The sequence below is a fragment of the Streptomyces sp. Qhu_M48 genome, assembly GCF_051305195.1.
Taxonomy (GTDB): Bacteria; Actinomycetota; Actinomycetes; order Streptomycetales; family Streptomycetaceae; genus Streptomyces.
This window is the reverse complement of record NZ_CP195432.1, coordinates 3,522,688-3,538,943: the sequence shown is the minus strand read 5'-3', so window position 1 is coordinate 3,538,943 and position 16,256 is coordinate 3,522,688. Positions and strand designations below refer to the sequence as shown.

Annotated in this window: 14 protein-coding genes; 9 read left to right on the top strand and 5 right to left on the bottom strand. The window is 73.0% G+C overall.

Annotated features, from left to right (window positions below):
- Positions 1-108: 108 nt before the first annotated feature.
- The 3 genes from ACRRSS_RS16190 to ACRRSS_RS16180 all read left to right on the top strand — a co-directional run bounded on the left by ACRRSS_RS16190 (position 109) and on the right by ACRRSS_RS16180 (position 2,554).
- The gene (locus ACRRSS_RS16190) at positions 109-468 is read left to right on the top strand and encodes an SPW repeat protein (RefSeq protein WP_435971833.1); all 360 of its coding nucleotides are present in this window, start codon (positions 109-111) and stop codon (positions 466-468) included.
- A 189-nt stretch (positions 469-657) separates the two neighbouring features.
- Positions 658-1,011 (top strand): DUF805 domain-containing protein, encoded by a 354-nt coding sequence (locus ACRRSS_RS16185; protein WP_435971832.1) that lies wholly within the window; start codon positions 658-660, stop codon positions 1,009-1,011.
- Positions 1,012-1,264: 253 nt separating this feature from the next.
- Positions 1,265-2,554 carry an ATP-binding protein gene (locus ACRRSS_RS16180; protein WP_435971831.1) on the top strand — a complete coding sequence of 430 codons (1,290 nt, stop codon included), beginning with the start codon at positions 1,265-1,267 and terminating at the stop codon, positions 2,552-2,554.
- Here ACRRSS_RS16180 and ACRRSS_RS16175 read toward each other — a convergent pair.
- Positions 2,532-3,470 carry a carbohydrate kinase family protein gene (locus ACRRSS_RS16175; RefSeq protein ID WP_435971830.1) on the bottom strand — a complete coding sequence of 313 codons (939 nt, stop codon included), beginning with the start codon at positions 3,468-3,470 and terminating at the stop codon, positions 2,532-2,534. The genes ACRRSS_RS16180 and ACRRSS_RS16175 overlap by 23 nt on opposite strands.
- Before the next feature lie 107 nt (positions 3,471-3,577).
- Between ACRRSS_RS16175 and ACRRSS_RS16170 the strand changes: the two genes are divergently transcribed.
- Entirely contained in the window at positions 3,578-4,156 is a 579-nt protein-coding gene (locus ACRRSS_RS16170) for a YdeI/OmpD-associated family protein (RefSeq protein ID WP_435971829.1), read from the top strand.
- A gap of 19 nt (positions 4,157-4,175) precedes the next feature.
- Here ACRRSS_RS16170 and ACRRSS_RS16165 read toward each other — a convergent pair whose 3' ends face one another.
- Positions 4,176-4,736: a GNAT family N-acetyltransferase gene (locus tag ACRRSS_RS16165; RefSeq protein ID WP_435971828.1), complete on the bottom strand. Its 561-nt coding sequence runs from the start codon at positions 4,734-4,736 to the stop codon at positions 4,176-4,178.
- Between the two features lie 121 nt (positions 4,737-4,857).
- On the opposite strand from ACRRSS_RS16165, the gene ACRRSS_RS16160 reads away from it, so the two are divergent.
- Entirely contained in the window at positions 4,858-5,514 is a 657-nt protein-coding gene (locus ACRRSS_RS16160; RefSeq protein WP_435971827.1) for an NADPH-dependent F420 reductase, read from the top strand.
- An 80-nt stretch (positions 5,515-5,594) separates the two neighbouring features.
- On the opposite strand, the gene ACRRSS_RS16155 is transcribed toward ACRRSS_RS16160, so the two are convergent.
- Positions 5,595-5,720: a hypothetical protein gene (locus ACRRSS_RS16155; protein ID WP_435971826.1), complete on the bottom strand. Its 126-nt coding sequence runs from the start codon at positions 5,718-5,720 to the stop codon at positions 5,595-5,597.
- A 39-nt stretch (positions 5,721-5,759) separates the two neighbouring features.
- Entirely contained in the window at positions 5,760-6,941 is a 1,182-nt protein-coding gene (locus ACRRSS_RS16150; protein ID WP_435971825.1) for a hypothetical protein, read from the bottom strand.
- 182 nt (positions 6,942-7,123) lie between these two features.
- Between ACRRSS_RS16150 and ACRRSS_RS16145 the strand changes: the two genes are divergently transcribed.
- Positions 7,124-8,593, top strand: a complete 1,470-nt coding sequence (locus ACRRSS_RS16145; RefSeq protein WP_435971824.1) for a PP2C family protein-serine/threonine phosphatase — start codon at positions 7,124-7,126, stop codon at positions 8,591-8,593.
- 183 nt (positions 8,594-8,776) lie between these two features.
- On the opposite strand, the gene ACRRSS_RS16140 is transcribed toward ACRRSS_RS16145, so the two are convergent.
- The gene (locus tag ACRRSS_RS16140) at positions 8,777-10,270 is read right to left on the bottom strand and encodes a DNA-binding protein NsdB (protein WP_435971823.1); all 1,494 of its coding nucleotides are present in this window, start codon (positions 10,268-10,270) and stop codon (positions 8,777-8,779) included.
- 233 nt (positions 10,271-10,503) lie between these two features.
- Here ACRRSS_RS16140 and ACRRSS_RS16135 point away from each other — a divergent pair, with 233 nt between their 5' ends.
- From ACRRSS_RS16135 to ACRRSS_RS16125, 3 genes are all read left to right on the top strand, one after another.
- Complete coding sequence (locus ACRRSS_RS16135) at positions 10,504-11,631, top strand: aminoglycoside phosphotransferase family protein (protein ID WP_435971822.1); 1,128 nt, start codon at positions 10,504-10,506, stop codon at positions 11,629-11,631.
- A gap of 344 nt (positions 11,632-11,975) precedes the next feature.
- Complete coding sequence (locus ACRRSS_RS16130) at positions 11,976-13,895, top strand: N-acetylmuramoyl-L-alanine amidase (RefSeq protein WP_435971821.1); 1,920 nt, start codon at positions 11,976-11,978, stop codon at positions 13,893-13,895.
- Positions 13,896-14,055: 160 nt separating this feature from the next.
- Positions 14,056-16,254: a terpene synthase family protein gene (locus ACRRSS_RS16125; RefSeq protein WP_435971820.1), complete on the top strand. Its 2,199-nt coding sequence runs from the start codon at positions 14,056-14,058 to the stop codon at positions 16,252-16,254.
- Positions 16,255-16,256 lie beyond the last annotated feature (2 nt).

The window sequence follows — 16,256 nt, the reverse complement described above, 5'->3', positions numbered from 1 at the left end:
GGTGCATGACGCCAGAAGGAGGCGAGTCGTATGGCCGACGTCTCTCACCGTCCTGGTGATATCGCGGGACACCCGGACGCGCCGGAAATGCGGGACCGATATGCCCGTATGCTCCGGACCCGAGGTGTCACGGCTGTCGAGGAACTCGTGATCCTCGCCGGCATCTATGCCGCGATCTCCGCGTGGACGGTCCACTTCTCCGCGACCCAGCCCGCTCTCGCCATCAGCAACCTGGTCGTCGGTATCGCCCTCGCGGTCCTCGGCCTGTGCATGTCGCTGGTGCCGGAGCGGTCGCAGGACCTGAACTTCGTCGTCCTGCTGATGGGCGCGTGGCTGATCGTCGCCCCGTGGGTGGTCGGACAGAGTCCCGACACCGGCACCGTCCTCAGCAACGTGATCACCGGTGCGTGCGTCTGCCTGTTCTCGCTCACGGCCGGCGGACTGCTCATGAGCAAGAGAAGGACGTGATCTTCTGATCCTCTCCCGGAACGGCGGCCCTCCACTCCCGGAGGCGCCGCCGTTCGCTCTATACGGATCCGGAACGGGCACCGGCCGGTAACGAATTGACCCATGTGGTTTCAGCCACCTAAGTTCTGCGTAAAGCTTGCTCCACAGGGACAGGCTCCCGTACGCATACCCAGTCCTTGGGGGGACAAAGTGAACTGGTACCTCGACGTCATCAAGAAGTACGCGGTCTTCAGCGGCCGGGCGCGCCGCAAGGAATTCTGGATGTTCGAGCTGTTCAACATCATCATCGCGATCGTGCTCGCCGTGATCGGTGTGGCGCTCGACTTCTCGCTGCTGAGCACGCTGTACTCGCTGGCCGTCTTCCTGCCGTCCCTCGGTGTGACCATCCGCCGCCTGCACGACACCAACCGCTCCGGCTGGTGGATCCTCATCGGCCTGATCCCGCTGGTGGGCGCCATCATCCTCATCGTCTTCGCCGCCACCGAGGGCGACCAGCACGAGAACGAGCACGGCCCGAACCCGAAGCTGGCCCCGGCCTACTGACCGTCCCGGCCTGCCGAAGGCCCGGTCCGCCGAAGCCCCCGGGCTGTTGAACGCCCGGACCCCTGAGGCGTCGTTCGTACGCGGAAGGCCCCCGGAGGAAACTCCGGGGGCCTTCCGCGTTCCCCGGCACCGCTCCGCATAGAGCCGCCACGGCGCGTTCGCCCGTACCCCCTTGTGCAGGATGGCGCACGACCCGCGCCCGGGAGCCCGCCTAGCCTCGCCGCAACGGCACCAACGAGGGGCGGTACCACCGGTGAACTGGCACATCCACGACTACCGCGAGAGCGATCTCGCCGCCGTCGTCCATCTGATCGACACCACGGCCGAACTCGGCCAGGAGTCCGTGTTCTCGCTGGCCGAGTGCATCGGCGCCCTCACCAGCCGCCAGCCCGCCGTGGTCGCCGTCCACCAGGGCAAGCCCATCGGCGCCGCGCTCGCCTGCGTCTCCGGAGAACGAGCGTGGGTGATGCGCGTCGCGATCTCCTCCGCGTGGCGCGGCCGCGGTCTCGCCAGCGCCCTTCTCGTGGAGCTGGAACGGCGGCTCGTGGCCGCCAGGGTCGGGCGAATCGCGTACGTCCTCCCGGAGGAGGAGCTCCTCGGCGAGGGACTGCTCAACGCCGGGTACACACGTCAGCCCGCCGTCGCCTACTTCGAGAAGGTGGAGCCGCTGCACGGGCCTGCCGCCGGACTCCTCGACGAGCTGGGCGGGCGGCTGCTCCCGAGCGACCTGTGGTCCAAGGTCGCCGGGATGGAGCGGGAGAAGGACCTCATCGAGCGCCGGGTGGTGCTGCCGCTCGCCGAACCGGAGCGGGCCGGCCGGCACGGAGTGCGACCGCCGCGCGCGGTCTGCCTGTTCGGACCGCCGGGCACCGGCAAGACCACGTTCGCCCGCGGGATCGCCTCACGGCTCGGCTGGCCCTTCGTGGAGATCCTGCCCTCCCGCCTCGCCGACGAGGGGAACCTCGCCGCGGCCCTGCGGTCCGCGTTCGCACGGATCGCCGAGCTGGAGCGGGTGCTCGTCTTCATCGACGAGGTCGAGGAGATCGCCCCGGTGCGCTCGGAGCCCGCGCAGCCCGGCGGCATGCACGGGGTGACGAACGAACTCCTCAAGCTGATACCCGGGTTCCGGGAGCGGGACGAGCGGCTGCTCGTCTGTGCCACCAACTCCATCCGCTCCCTCGATCCGGCGTTCCTGCGGCCCGGGCGTTTCGACTACCTCATCCCGATCGGTACGCCGGACAAGGCGGCGCGAGCGGCGATCTGGTCCCGCTACACGGACGGCCGGACGGACGTCGACATCGACGAACTGGTCCTGGCGAGCGACCTGTTCACCCCCGCCGACATCGAGCACGCGGCCCGGATCGCCGCCCAGGCCTCCTTCGAGCGGGATCTCCTCGCGGCCGGCGGCCGGGGCGGTGACGGCGCAGCGCCCGGGGCGAGCACCGCCGACTATCTGGCGGCCATCGGCGAGTGCCGTCCGACGGTCACCCCCGAGCTGGTCGAGCAGTTCGCCTCGGACATCACGACGCACGCCCGGATCTGAGGCCGAACAAGGCTTCGGCCGCGTCCAGTTCGGACCGGTCGGGCGGCTGGGCACCGGCCCGGGACACGGTCACGGCCGCCGCCGCGCCCGCCCTCCGCAGGAGCCCCGCGAGGGACTCGGCGCCGAGGGCGCCGAGCTCCTCCCGCCCCCGCCCGGCGAGGGTGTCCAGGACGGCGGACATGAAGGAGTCGCCCGCGCCGACCGTGTCCACGACGGCGACCCGGGGCGCGTCCACGGTGACCTCCTCCCTCCGGGTGAGGGCGAACGAGCCTTCGGCGCCCCGGGTGACCAGGACGACGGCCGGGCCGAGGGCCAGCCAGCGGGCGGCGACCGCGCGCGGGTCCTCGCCGGGGTGGAGCCAGGCCAGGTCCTCGTCGCTCGCCTTGACGAGGTCGGCGAGGGCGACGCAGCGCTCGACGCGGGCGACGGCGGCGCCGTGCTCCCCCATCAGCGCGGGCCGTACGTTGGGGTCGTAACTGACGGTGGCCCGGTCCCGGAGCCGCTCCGTCTCGGCGAGGACCGTGTCCGCGCCGGGTGCGGTGACGGCGGCGACCGACCCGATGTGCACATGGTCGGGTGCGAGCCCGGCCGGCACGGGGGCCGCCAGGCTCCAGGCGATGTCGAAGGTGTACGTGGCCCGGCCGTCCGCGTCGAGGCCGACGACGGCCGACGGGGTGCGCACGGGGGCGCCGCCGATCTCCACCCGTACGCCCGCGCTCCGGAGATGGGCCCCGATCCGCCGTCCGGTGGGGTCGTCGGCGAGCTGGGTGAGCAGGGTGACATCCCGGCCGAGCCGCCCCAGACCGTAGGCGACGTTGGCGGGACTGCCACCGGGGTGGAGGCGGTCGGCGGCGCCGGAGCCCACCGGGGCACGGACGATGTCGGCGACGCACTCGCCGATCACCAGGAAGGACATGGGTCAGAGCTCCTTGACGTAGGTTCCGGCATCGTCGCAGGCCGAAGCGGGGTTTCGCGGGCGGCTGTCCATATCCTGGTCGCACGACGACGACAGGGGGAGCGGCGATGGAGCGGTACGACGGGCTTGAACTGATGACCGTCACGGAGACCGCGGAGCTGGAGGCGTGGCTGGAGACCCACCACGCCGACTCCTCCGGGGTGTGGCTGAGGATCGCCAAGAAGGACAAGGGGGGCGCGTCGCTGACGAATCCCGAGATCCTCGACTGCATGCTCTGCTTCGGCTGGATCGACGGGCAGCGCAAGGGCGGCGACGGCGCCTACTACCTCCAGAAGTACACGCCGAGGCGGGCGCGCAGCCTCTGGTCGCAGGTGAACGTCCGCAAGGTCGAGGCGCTGACGGCGGCGGGGCGGATGCGCGACCCGGGGCTCGCCGAGGTGCGGGCCGCGCGCGCCGACGGCCGGTGGGAGGCCGCGTACCCGTCGCAGGCGGAGGCGACCGTGCCGGACGACCTCGCGGCGGCGCTGGCTGCCGACGAGCGGGCGCGGACCTTCTACGAGGGGCTCGGGAGGACCGATCAGTACCTGGTGATCATGCGGTTGTGGCAGGCCCGCACGCCGAAGGGCCGGGCGGGACGGCTGGAGCGCATGGTGGCGAAGCTGGCGGCCGGCGAGAAGGTCCGCTGAGGGAAGAGGTTCGTGGGGCTCAGCGCCGGCGCCGGTAGAGGACCTGGTGGGCGTCGTACTCGACGAACGAGGCGGCATGGGTCATGCCGACCGCTTCGAGGAGCCGCCGGGAGCGGCGGTTCGCCCGCTGGGTCACCGCGACCACGCTGGGCGTGTCGCGGAGCGTGACGTCGAGGACGGCGGCGACGGCCTCGCGCGCGTAGCCGTTGCCCCAGTGCTCGGGCAGGAACTGGTACGACACCTCCGTCTCGCCCTCGCGCGCGCCGGGCTCCACGGAGACGAGCCCCAGCACCAGGTCGTCCTCGGCTCGGACCACGGCACGGAAACCGGGCGCGCCGACGATCCGCCGCCGCCGGATGAGGATGACGGGCTCGGTGACGGGACCGCCGAGGTGGCGCCGTACCTCGGGCTCGGTCCACAGCCGCGTCATGGCCGGGAGGTCGCCGGCGCGGACCGGGCGCAGCAGCAGGCGGTCGGTGGTGAGCGTCGCGTGCGGGGCGGGCGCCGCCGCCCCGGCCGGCTCCGGGCCCGGCGCCGGGGTCGGGGCCGGCTCCGGGGCCGAGGGCGGAACGGTGGTCATGCCTTCGATCATCTCAGCCCCGCCGCGGTCCGGCGGCACCCGGCCCTACGTCGAGAGACGGACGCGGGTGGGGTCTCCGGGCCGAGGCGCCGACCCGGCAGGGGGCGCCAGGATGACGGTCATGCGAATCGGAATTCTCGGTACGGGAAATGTGGGACGGGCTCTCGCGTCGGCGTGGGCGCTGTCCGGTCATGACGTGGTCGTCGGGTCGCGGCGGCCCGACGACGAGGAGCTCCTCTCGGAGCTGGGGGAACTCACGGCGGCGGGTGTACGGATCGTGGGCTCGGCCGAGGCGGCCGCGCACGCCGACGTACTGGTGAACGCCACCCCGGGTACCGTCTCGGTCGCCGTGCTCGAATCGATCGGGGCTCCGGCGCTCGCGGGGAAGACCCTCCTGGACGTCGGGGTGGGCTTCCTGGAGGACGGGACGCTCTCGCATCCGGTCGTCAGCCTCGGCGAGGAGATCCAGCAGGCCTTCCCGGAGACCCGGGTGGTGAAGACGCTCGCCACGGTCGACCGGAACGTGATGGTCGCGCCGGACTCCCTGGAGGGCCCCGGCACGGTGTTCCTCTCGGGGGAGGACGCGGAGGCGAAGAAGGTGGTGCGCGGTCTGGTCACCGACCTCGGCTGGCCCGACGACGCGCTGCTCGACCTGGGCGGCATCGCCACGGCGCGGGGCCAGGAGACCTTCGCCGTGCTCTTCATGGGCATCGCGGAGGCGACCGGTAGCTACGAGTTCGGCATCCGGGTCGTCCTCCCCGCCCGCGGCACGGCCTGATCGGCGAGGCCCCTCCCAGGGGTTCCCCGGCCCTCGCGTCCCGGCGGCCGTCGGGGCTGACGGACGGCGAGGACGCCCCGCTAGCTGTTGACCGCGCGGTCGATGGTGTACGCGGTGGTCGGCCCCATCGGGACGTGCGCGACGGGCACGCCGGTGCCGAGCGCCTCGGAGAGGGAGCCGGCCGCCGAGGGCGTGGCGGCATGCATGCGGGGGACGGAATCGGTGACTCGGGGAGTCGGATGGGTTCAGTCGGCCATGCGCCGTCGCAGTGCGGCCAGCGCCCCGGGGCGCTGGCCGGGGACCCGTTCCCGCAGGGAGATCAGGGCGGGGCCGAGGGCGCGGGCCCGTGCGGGGTCGCCGATCTCTCCCCACTGGTGGTGGGCCCGGTCCACTGCCCCTTCGACGTCGGGGTCGTCCGTCGGCTGCCGCAGGGCGAGCCGCGCCTCGGCGGCGGCGATCCACAGGGCGCAGCTGCGGGCGGGCTCCCCGGCGAGGCGGGCGAGATCGGCCCGTACCTCCGTCCAGTGGACGGCCTCCCCGGACCGGGGGCCGTGGCGGCGCAGGGCCTCGCTCTCCCAGGCCGCGGCCACCGCCGCCGCCTCCCCGTGCCGGCCCGCCATGGCGGCGGCCAGGATCGTCGGGTGCGGGTCCTGCTCCGGGGTCCGCGCGGGAGCGGGCGCGGGCGCCAGGAAAAGCGAGCCGGGCAGGGACGAGGCGGCGTGGGCGGCGGACTCGGCGTGGAGCGTGGCGTGCGGGAGCCGGGCGCCGGAGCGCCAGAGTTCGGCCCAGGAGCGCAGGTAGTCGGGGGCCAGGGGCTCTCCCCGGCGCGGGGCCGGGGAGACCCGTCCGTAGAGGACAGGTCCGGGCCCCAGGTGCAGGGAGGAGGGTGCGGCGGCGAGGCGTTCCCACACGGCGGCGTCGGCGGCGAGGTCCGCGACGACGGTCGTGGTGCCGGGGGCCCGTACGCCGAGTTCGCCGGCGAGCCAGTGCCAGGGCAGCGCCGTGTAGCGGAGCGCCGCCGGGGTGGTGCGGGCGAGTGCGAGGTGGGGCAGCTGCTGCCGGCGGTCGAGATGGAGCTGTCCCGCGAGGCAGAGGACCAGGGGCCCGGGGCTCGCCGCGGCGGCGCGCAGCCGGGTCAGGACGGTCTGCGGGTCGAGCGGATCGGCGAGTTCGACCACGGTGGCGGTGGTGGTGCCGGTGAGGACCCCGGGCGGCACGGCGGCGAGGGCGGGAAGGACGGAGGCGGCGTCCATGGCACGCCCGCGTCCGGCGGGCGCGGCCGCGAGGAGGAACGCGGTGCCCGTGGCGGTGGCCCCCGCCGGGCCTCTCCGTGCCTCGTCCGTCGTGCCCGTCCCCGTGCTCGTACCCGCCCCGCCCGTGACCGCCGTGCGCGTGCCCACCGTGCCCATTCCGTCGTCGTTCACCACCCCCGCACCGTAACGCGTCGCGGCCTGGCCGATAATCGCCGGGCCTTTGACATATGCCGGAAGCACCACCGGATCGAGTGTTGCCAAAGCCCTTACGGGCCGTCCCGCGCTGTGCAACAGTCGTATGCGGGCCTCCCTTTCACACCTGGCCTGGCCGTGCCGCGCCTGTATCGGAGTACGACATGCCGTCCCCACTGTTCGCGGACCGCCCCGCCCAGCAGCCGGAGCCGGGCGCGGTGGACGCGCTGATCTCACAGACCCGCCGTCTGCGCGGCGAGCTCGCCGCCGTGCGCCGGGACGCCGAGGTGAACGACGACGATCCGCAGCAGCGCTGGCAGCGTGCCCTCTGCGACCTGGCGGTCCACCAACTGGACGATCTCGGCGCGCACTTGGGGCAGCTCCGCGCGGGCGCTCCGGAGGAGGTCGCCACCGAGCCGGCGCCCGACCCCGTCGTCGACACGGCCCTCCCGACCGACCCCGGCACCGCGTACGGCGCGGAAGCCCCGCCGCGCACCGGATCGCTGCTCGCCCGTGTCGGCAGCGCCGAGTGGAACCTCCTGACCGACGAGGTCAGTTGGTCCGAGGAGCTGTACCAGATCTTCGGACGTACACGCGAGAGCGGCCCCATGTCGCTGGACGAGATGCCCACGATGGTCTTCGCCGAGGACCAGTCCGTCCTCCAGAGCATGGTGACGGACTGTCTGATCGACGGGAAGCCGATCGACGGCGAGTTCCGGATCGTGCGGACCGACGGCTGTGTGCGCACGGTGCACATGACCGGCGAGCCCGTGCTCGACGCCGACGGCTGCACCGCCTCGATGTGGGCCGTCCTCCGCGACGTCAGCGAACTCCGGCGCAGCGAGCGGGCGGTCCGCGAGAGCCGGGACACCCTGGAGCGCAGCCGTCACATCGAGCAGACCGAGCGACGGGTCGCCGTGGAGCTCCAGGAGGCGGTGCTCCCGCCGTGGCGCGGCTCGCTCAGCTTCGCGCACGGCGGCCCCGCCCCGCTCGACGTGGCCGCCCACTACCTCCCCGCCGCCAGCACCGGCCTGATCGGCGGCGACTGGTACGACGCGCTGGCCCTGCCCGACGGGGACGCGCTGCTCACCGTGGGCGACCTGACGGGCCACGGGGTCGCCGCGACCTCCTCCATGGCCATGCTCCTGGGCGCGCTGCGCGGCATGGCCGTGGCCGGAATCCGGCCCGCCGCGCTCATGGGCCATCTCAACCAGCTCCTGGAGACCTCCGTACAGCCGGCGCTCGGCAGCGCGATGTGCTGCCGCTACGACCCGGTCGCCCAGACGCTGACCTGGGCTCAGGCCGGCCACGCCGCCCCGCTGCTGTTCCGCGACGGGACGGGGCACGTCCTGCGGCGCCCCGAGGGTGTCCTCCTGGGGGCGACGACCGGGGCCGTGTACGGCGAGGCCGAGACCCGGCTGCGCCCCGGCGACCTGCTCGTGCTGCACACCGACGGGCTGACCCGGGGCAGCCGCGCGGACGACGACACGGGCAATCGGCGACTGCTCGCCCTGGGACACCGGCTCTCCGGGGCGAGGGACGCCCGGGACGGTGTGCGCGCGGTGGTGGAGGAGTTCGGTGAGGAACAGCGCGCGGACGACGCCTGCGTGATGGTGGTCCGGGTCGGGCACTGAACCACCCGGCAACGAGCGCCACTTGGCGCCTGCCGGTCCGGCCCGAGCCGCTCGGAAGCGGACCGTCCCGGGCCGGTCGGCCCCGTGGGCCTGCCCCGTGCTCGGTCGGTCGATCCCTGGTGCCCGTGTCGTCCTCGGCGGGTGCGCCGCGCGTGCCCGCACCGCCCCGGGCCGGTCGGCCCCTCAGGCCTGTCCCGTCCTCGGACGGTTGACCGGCGACCTCGGCAGGGCCTGCTCGATCTCCTCACGCAGGTGCTCGATCCTGGCGTAGCCGGCGTACTGCCCGGTGAGCCGGTACATCTGCCGCAGCCGGTCCCAGGTGCGGTGGGACGAGGTCTCCCCCATCGACATCAGGGCGAGCCTGGCGTACCGGTCGGCCTGCTCCGGGTCGTCGGCGATGAAGCAGGCGGAGGCGAGCGAGATGTGGTCGAAGAGCTTCGAGCGGTCGTGGCCGCCGCGCCGCAGTTCGATCGCCAGCTTGGCGTGGCGCTGCGCGGGGACCGCGGCCGTGGGGTCGTGGTCGGCGAGGGTCCGGTAGGCGAGGGCCTGCATGCCGTGCATGTCCGCCTCGTCGAAGTTCTGCATCCAGCTCGGCGTCCGCTCGTCGCGCCGGTCGGACACGAACAGGTCCTCGGCCTCTCCGAGGGTGCGGCGCATGGCCTGTCCGCGGCCCATCGAGGCCTGCGCCCAGGCCTCGATCGTGTGGAACATGGCCCGGGTCCGGGGCAGCACCCGCTCGCCGGAGCCGTCCTTGGCGAGCTTCATGAGGTCGAGCGCGTCGTCGGGCCGGCCCAGGTGCACCATCTGGCGTGCGGCGCGGGACAGGGCCTCACCGGCCCGGGGCCGGTCGCCGCCCTCGCGGGCCGCGTGGGCGGCGATCACGAAGTACTTCTGGGCCGTGGGTTCGAGGCCGACGTCGTGCGACATCCAGCCCGCGAGGACGGCCAGGTTGGCGGCGACGCCCCACAGGCGCCGCTGGAGGTGGTCGGCGTGGCGGTAGGCGAGCATGCCGCCCACCTCGTTGAGCTGGCCCACCACCGCCTTGCGCTGGAGGCCGCCGCCCCGGGAGGCGTCCCAGGCGCGGAACACCTCCACCGAGTGCTCCAGTGCCTCGATCTCCTCCGACCCGATGGGGGCGGCCTCGTAGCGGTCGAACCCGGCGGGGTCGGCGTGGAGGGGATCGGTGGCACGCTGGGGGGTGGACTGGCGTGCGGGGTCGGTCTGCAGCCAGTCGTGCATGGCGTTGCTGAGTACGGAGCCGGCGGCAAGCGCGGCACCCGCGCCCACCAGGCCGCGTCGGTTGAGCATGAGGTCCATTCCCGTGAATTCGGTGAGGACCGCCGCCGTACGATCGGGTGCCCAGGGCAGCCCGTCAGGGTTGTCCGTCTTCCTGACGTCCTGCCGCCTTCCGGCGCGCCCGTGTCGTACGAACCCGAGGTCCTCGATGGTCACGACACGGCCGAGTCGCTCGGTGAACAGTGCTGCCAGCACCCGGGGAACGGGATCGCGCGGGGTCTCACCGCGGTCGATCCAGCGCCGGACCCGTGAGGTGTCGGTCGCCAGCTGCGGGTGGCCCATGGCCGCCGCCTGCCGGTTGACGAGTCTCGCGAGTTCGCCCTTGGACCAGCCGGCCAGGCCGAAGAGGTCTGCCAGGCGGGTGTTGGTTTGTCCGGTCACGTCTAAGCCCCCAGGTTCTCGGCTGAGTTGACAGTAACCCCCTGTCATAGGGCTGGCGACTATTCGCCAGGGTTCGCCAGGGTGCGCCCGATGTTCCGCCACCCGCGCCCGGGTGTCAGGTAGGAAAGCGCCACCCCGCCCCGCCGACCGGCCCTCATTCCCCAGGGTGCGGACCGGGGGCGGGCGGGGCGACGCACGCAACTCGTCGGACCACGAAGGGATCTGTCACCTCCATGTACACAGCATCGTCCTCCGTGTCCGCCCCGCCCCGGCCGCAGCACCGCATCGTCCCGGCCGGCGCCGGGCCCTACCTCGCTCCCGCCCCTCAGGCCGTACGGCCGAGGCGCTGGGCGGCCGGGACGGGTACCCAGACGGTCAGCGGGAGAATCGATCTGTCCGGCCCCCAGGGGGCTCAGCTGAAGATGGCGATCGCCTCCGTCCACCGCATCTGCCCGGAGTTCAACCCGGTGCAGGTGCTGCGGCGCAGCGGGCGGTCGGTACTGATCGTCGGGACGACCGGGCGGACCACGGCGGTCGCGAAGTGTTTACTGGACCACTCCCCCGCGTGGGTCGAGCGGTTCCGGCACGAGATAGCTTCCTACCGCTCCTTCGTCCGCCACCGTCCGCCGGTGCGGGCGCCGCGGCTGATCGCGGCGGACCCGGAGAACTGCACGCTGGTGATCGAGCGGATGCCCGGGCGGGCCGCGGCGCTCTCGCGCCACCCCGTCGAGGCTCCGCCGCGGGCCGACGTCCGGGCCGCGCTCGGCGCGATCGCCCGGCTCAACGCCTGGCGGCCGCCGACCGGGACCTTCGACGCCCCGCTGGACTACGGCACCCGCATCGCCCGCTACCACGAGCTCGGGCTCTTCACCGACCGGGACCGGGACGACCTGCAGAAGCTGCTGCACGGTCTGGCCCACGCGGGTGGACGTCAGGGCATGGGGCAGTTCTGTCACGGTGACGCCCTGCTCTCCAACATCCTCCTCTCCCCCACCGGACCGGTCCTCGTCGACTGGGAGCACGCGGGGTGGTACCTGCCCGGGTACGATCTGGCGACCCTGTGGGCGGTCCTCGCGGACGCCCCGCTGGCCCGGCGGCAGATCAGTCAGCTGGCCCAGCAGGCGGGCCCGGCCTCCCGGGACGCCTTCCTGGTCAACCTGATGATCGTGCTGACGCGGGAGATCCGTACCTACGAGACGGCGGTGCACCGCACCATGAAGGAGGCTCCGCCGGCCGGTTCCGTGCCGGTGCCCACCGGGGCGCTCGCGCCCGGTGAGGAACAGCGGCTGCTTCTGAGGCGGCTGCACGACGACTGCGCCATGGCACGGCGGGCCGTGCGCGCGGCGGTCGGGACGCGCTGAACGGGCGGGCCCGACCGACGACACGGGGGAGGGTGCGCCGTGCGCCCGGTGCCGACACACCGGGCCGCGGCGCCCTCGCGTGTACGCCTCCGCCGCGTGTCCCGGAGCATGGCCACTGGTCCACTCCACTGACGCGTCCCAGGCCCGGGGCCCGTCGCCGCGAAACTCCGCCGGATGGCCTCCTTTCCCGCTCTGACGTGGGAACTTCTCTTTCCTGAGGCGTGATTGACGGATCGTCCGGGAGCCGATACCCCTGTACGGGTTCGGTCCCGCACGCCCCGGTGTCACCCCCGCCTCTGGAGGCTGCCTTGCCGCGTACGGCTTCACGTCGTCGCCCACGAACGGTGGTCGCCCTCGCGTCCGCCGCCCTGCTCCTGCCCCTGCTGTCGGCCGCTCCGCCGGCCGGTGCCGGCGTGCCCGCGTCCGGCTCCCTCCAGGGCCACTTCGCGCGGGCCGCCGCCCGCCACGGCGTACCCGAGAGCGTGCTGCTCGCCGTCTCGTACCTCCAGTCGCGCTGGGACTCCCACGGCGGTGCGCCGAGCGTGACCGGCGGTTACGGGCCGATGCACCTGACGGACGCGGTGACGGCGCTGACCGTGGCCGTCCCGCACCACTCGGAGGGCACGGAGGACGCGCGCGGCGACTCCTCCCGGGCCGCGCGCCCGGGCGGCCACACGGCGGTCCCGGCCGCCGGGGCGCTGCCCGCGCGGCTGCGCACCCTGGAGCGGGCGTCCGCCCTGTCCGGGATTCCGGGCGAGGAGCTGCGGACCGAACCGGCGGCGAACATCGAGGGCGGGGCGGCGCTGCTCGCCGCGGCGCAGCGGGAGGCCGGGCTTCCGGCGAGCGCGGACCCGGCCGCGTGGTTCGGGGCGGTGGCGCGCTACTCGGGCGCGGACGACTCGGCCACGGCGACGACGTACGCGAACGACGTGTTCGACGTGATCCGGACCGGGGAGTCCCGGACGACGGACAGCGGCCAGGTGGTGACGCTCCGGGCAGCGCCGGCGGTCGCGCCCGCCACGGGGCAGCTGGCCGCCCTCGGGCTGCGCCGGCCCGGGTCCGGTCCCGTGGAGTGTCCGCGCACGGTGGCCTGCGAGTGGATCCCCGCGCCGTACGAGGAGTTCGGCGACGGCGACTACGGCAACCACGACAAGGCGGACCGGCCCGCCGCCCAGTCGATCGACTACATCGTGATCCATGACACCGAGGCCGTCTGGGACACCACCCTGGACCTGGTGCGGGACCCGGCGTACGTGTCCTGGCAGTATTCGCTGCGCTCCTCCGACGGGCATATCGCCCAGCACCTGGCGCTCAAGGACGTCGGCTGGCACGCGGGCAACTGGTTCGTGAACGCCAAGTCGGTGGGGCTGGAGCACGAGGGCTTCCTGACGGCGCCCGACTCCTGGTACACGGAGGCGATGTACCGGACGTCGGCGCGGCTGGTGCGGTACCTCGCCGCCCGGTTCGACATCCCGCTCGACCGGCAGCACGTCCTGGGCCACGACAACGTGCCCGGCACGGTGACGTCCACGATCAAGGGCATGCACACCGACCCGGGGCCGTACTGGGACTGGGCGCACTACTTCCGGCTGCTCGGCCGTCCGATCACGCCGGGCGCCGGTCCCGGGGCCGGGGTGGTCACGATCCGGCCCGACTACGGCGACCACCGGCCGGTCTACACGGGCTGTGTGACGGCGGGGGTGGCGTGCGCGCCGCACGGGAGCGGGGCGGTGCGCCTCTACACCGGGCCGAGCCCGGACGCGCCCCTGGTGACGGACGTCGGTCTGCGGCCGGGCGGGGAGGCGTCGACCACCGGGGTCAACGACACCGGGGCGCGGGCCTCGACGGGGCAGAGCTACGCGGTGGCGGAGCGCCGGGGCGAGTGGACGGCGATCTGGTACCTCGGGCAGAAGGCGTGGTTCCACAATCCGCCGGAGGAGCCGACGGCCGTGAGCGTCCGGGGTCTCGTCCTGACGCCCCGCGAGGGGCTCGCGTCGGTCCCGGTGTACGGGCGGGCCTACCCGGAGGCCTCGGCGTATCCGGCGGGTGTGCCGGTGCAGGCGGTGTCGCCGCTGCCGTACCGGCTGCTCGCGGGGCAGCGGTACGTGGTGGGCGACCGGACCCCGGGCGAGTACTACTTCGCGCCGGTGTTCGACAGCAGGGGGCACCAGGTGGTGCGCGGCCAGGAGGAGTACTACCAGATCCAGTTCGGCCATCGGGTGGCCTTCGTCAAGGCGGCTGACGTGCGGGTTTCCCAGGCCTGACGGAGGCGTGGCCGAAAGGCGCGGGGGTGGTGCCGGACGGGCTGTCCGGCACCACCCCGTCGGCGTTCATAGGACTATTCGGAAGATCGCGTGCGCCGTACGGGCGACGGGTAAAGGTGGGCCCGACAACGACCTCGCTCACCGGAAGGCCCCCCAGCGCATGCCTCAGCCCTTCGTTATGCCGGATTTCTATGTTCCGTATCCGGCACGGCTCAACCCCCATGTGGAGGCCGCCCGCACGCACACCCGGGACTGGGCGCGGGAGATGGGGATGCTGGAGGGCTCGGGGGTCTGGGAGCAGCACGACCTCGACTCCCACGACTACGCGCTGCTCTGCGCGTACACGCATCCCGACTGCGGCGAGGAGGCCCTGAACCTCGTCACGGACTGGTACACCTGGGTCTTCTTCTTCGACGACCACTTCCTGGAGATCTTCAAGCGGACCCAGGACCGGGCGGGCGGCAAGGTGTACCTGGACCGGCTGCCGCTGTTCATGCCGGCGGACCCGGCGACGGGGATGCCCGAGCCGACCAACCCCGTCGAGGCGGGTCTCGCCGACCTCTGGCGACGCACCGTTCCCTCGATGTCCGAGGGCTGGCGGGTGCGGTTCGCGGAGGCGACGGAGCACCTGCTCAACGAGTCGCTCTGGGAGCTCGACAACATCAACGAGGGGCGCGTCGCCAACCCCGTCGAGTACATCGAGATGCGCCGCAAGGTGGGCGGGGCGCCCTGGTCGGCGGGGCTCGTCGAGTACGCGGCGGGGGCCGAGGTCCCGGAGCGGGTGGCCTACTCCCGTCCCCTGCGGGTGCTCAGGGACGCCTTCTCCGACGCCGTCCATCTGCGCAACGACCTCTTCTCGTACCAGCGCGAGGTGGAGGACGAGGGCGAGAACAGCAACGGCGTGCTCGTCCTGGAGCGGTTCCTGGGCTGCACGACGCAGGAGGCGGCGAACGCCGTCAACGACCTGCTGACCTCACGACTCCAGCAGTTCGAGAACACGGCCCTCACCGAAGTGCCGCTGCTCGCCGCCGAGAAGGGCCTCACGCCCGAGGAGTGCGCGGCCGTGGCGGCGTACGCCAAGGGGCTCCAGGACTGGCAGTCCGGCGGTCACGAGTGGCACATGCGCTCCAGCCGGTACATGAACGAGGGCATGGTCGGCGGCCCCTCGCACCTGGACGGGATCATCGGCACCTCCGCCCTCGACATCCGGAACCTGTTCGGACGGTCGGCCACCTCCCGGCTGCGGACCCTCACGCACGTGCCGCACCAGCACGTCGGCCCCTCGCTGCTGCCGGAGTTCGACCTGCCCTACCCGCTCTCCCTGAGCCCGCACCACCAGGAGGCGAAGCGGCTCTCCGAGGACTGGGCCGAGCGGATGGGGCTCCTGGACGACATCTGGGACCGGTCGCTGATGGACGGCTTCGACCTCGCGCTCTGCGCGGCGGGGATCGACCCCGACGCCACGCTGGAGGAGCTGGAGCTGAGCTCCGAGTGGCTCACCTGGGGAACGTACGGGGACGACTACTACCCGGCGGTGTTCGGCCGGCCGCGCAACCTCACCGGCGCGAAGGAGCAGACCGAGCGGTTCAAGGCCTGCATGCCGCTCGACGATCCGGCCCTGGGGGCGGCGCTCGCCGTCAACCCGCTGGAACGCTCGCTCGCCGACCTGTGGGCGCGGACGGCCGGTCCGATGGCACCGGACGCCCGCGCGCAGCTGCGGACCGCGCTCGACCTCATGCTGGACAGCTGGCTCTGGGAGCTGCACAACCAGGCCCAGCACCGGGTGCCCGACCCGGTCGACTACATCGAGATGCGCCGTTCCACCTTCGGTTCGGAGCTGACCACCCTGCTCTGCCGGCTGCGGCACTCCGAGGCGCTGCCGCCCGCGCTCTACCTCACGGGCACGGTGCGCTCCCTGGAGCGGTCGGTCATGGACTACGCGACGCTCCTCAACGACCTCTTCTCGTACCAGAAGGAGATCGAGGTCGAGGGCGAGGTGCACAACGGTGTGCTGGTGCTGCAGAAGTTCTTCGACTGCGACTATCCGACGGCGGTCGCGATGGTCGACGACCTGATGCGAGGCCGACTGCGCCAGTTCGAGCACGTCAAGAAGAACGAAGTTCCGTTGCTCTACGCGGACTTCGAGCTGGACGCCGGGGGCAGGGCGGCCTTCGAGGCGTATCTGCGCGAGCTGGAGGACTGGCTCGCCGGGATTCTCAACTGGCACCGGAACGTGCGCCGTTACCGGTCCGAGGACGTGCACACGGGCGCCGGCACTCCGCTGCTGCGGTACGGACCGACGGGGCTCGGCACCTCGGCCGCGCGGGTGGCCTCGCTGATCGGGTCCACCGTGCGCTGAGA

Bases quoted from the DNA above. Each gene is read 5' to 3' on its own strand.
- ACRRSS_RS16190 (WP_435971833.1), top strand. From the start codon at position 109: ATGCTCCGGACCCGAGGTGTCACGGCTGTCGAGGAACTCGTGATCCTC.
- ACRRSS_RS16175 (WP_435971830.1), bottom strand. From the start codon at position 3,470: ATGTCCTTCCTGGTGATCGGCGAGTGCGTCGCCGACATCGTCCGTGCC.
- ACRRSS_RS16170 (WP_435971829.1), top strand. From the start codon at position 3,578: ATGGAGCGGTACGACGGGCTTGAACTGATGACCGTCACGGAGACCGCG.
- ACRRSS_RS16165 (WP_435971828.1), bottom strand. From the start codon at position 4,736: ATGACCACCGTTCCGCCCTCGGCCCCGGAGCCGGCCCCGACCCCGGCG.
- ACRRSS_RS16160 (WP_435971827.1), top strand. From the start codon at position 4,858: ATGCGAATCGGAATTCTCGGTACGGGAAATGTGGGACGGGCTCTCGCG.
- ACRRSS_RS16155 (WP_435971826.1), bottom strand. From the start codon at position 5,720: ATGCATGCCGCCACGCCCTCGGCGGCCGGCTCCCTCTCCGAGGCGCTC.
- ACRRSS_RS16145 (WP_435971824.1), top strand. From the start codon at position 7,124: ATGCCGTCCCCACTGTTCGCGGACCGCCCCGCCCAGCAGCCGGAGCCG.
- ACRRSS_RS16135 (WP_435971822.1), top strand. From the start codon at position 10,504: ATGTACACAGCATCGTCCTCCGTGTCCGCCCCGCCCCGGCCGCAGCAC.
- ACRRSS_RS16125 (WP_435971820.1), top strand. From the start codon at position 14,056: ATGCCTCAGCCCTTCGTTATGCCGGATTTCTATGTTCCGTATCCGGCA.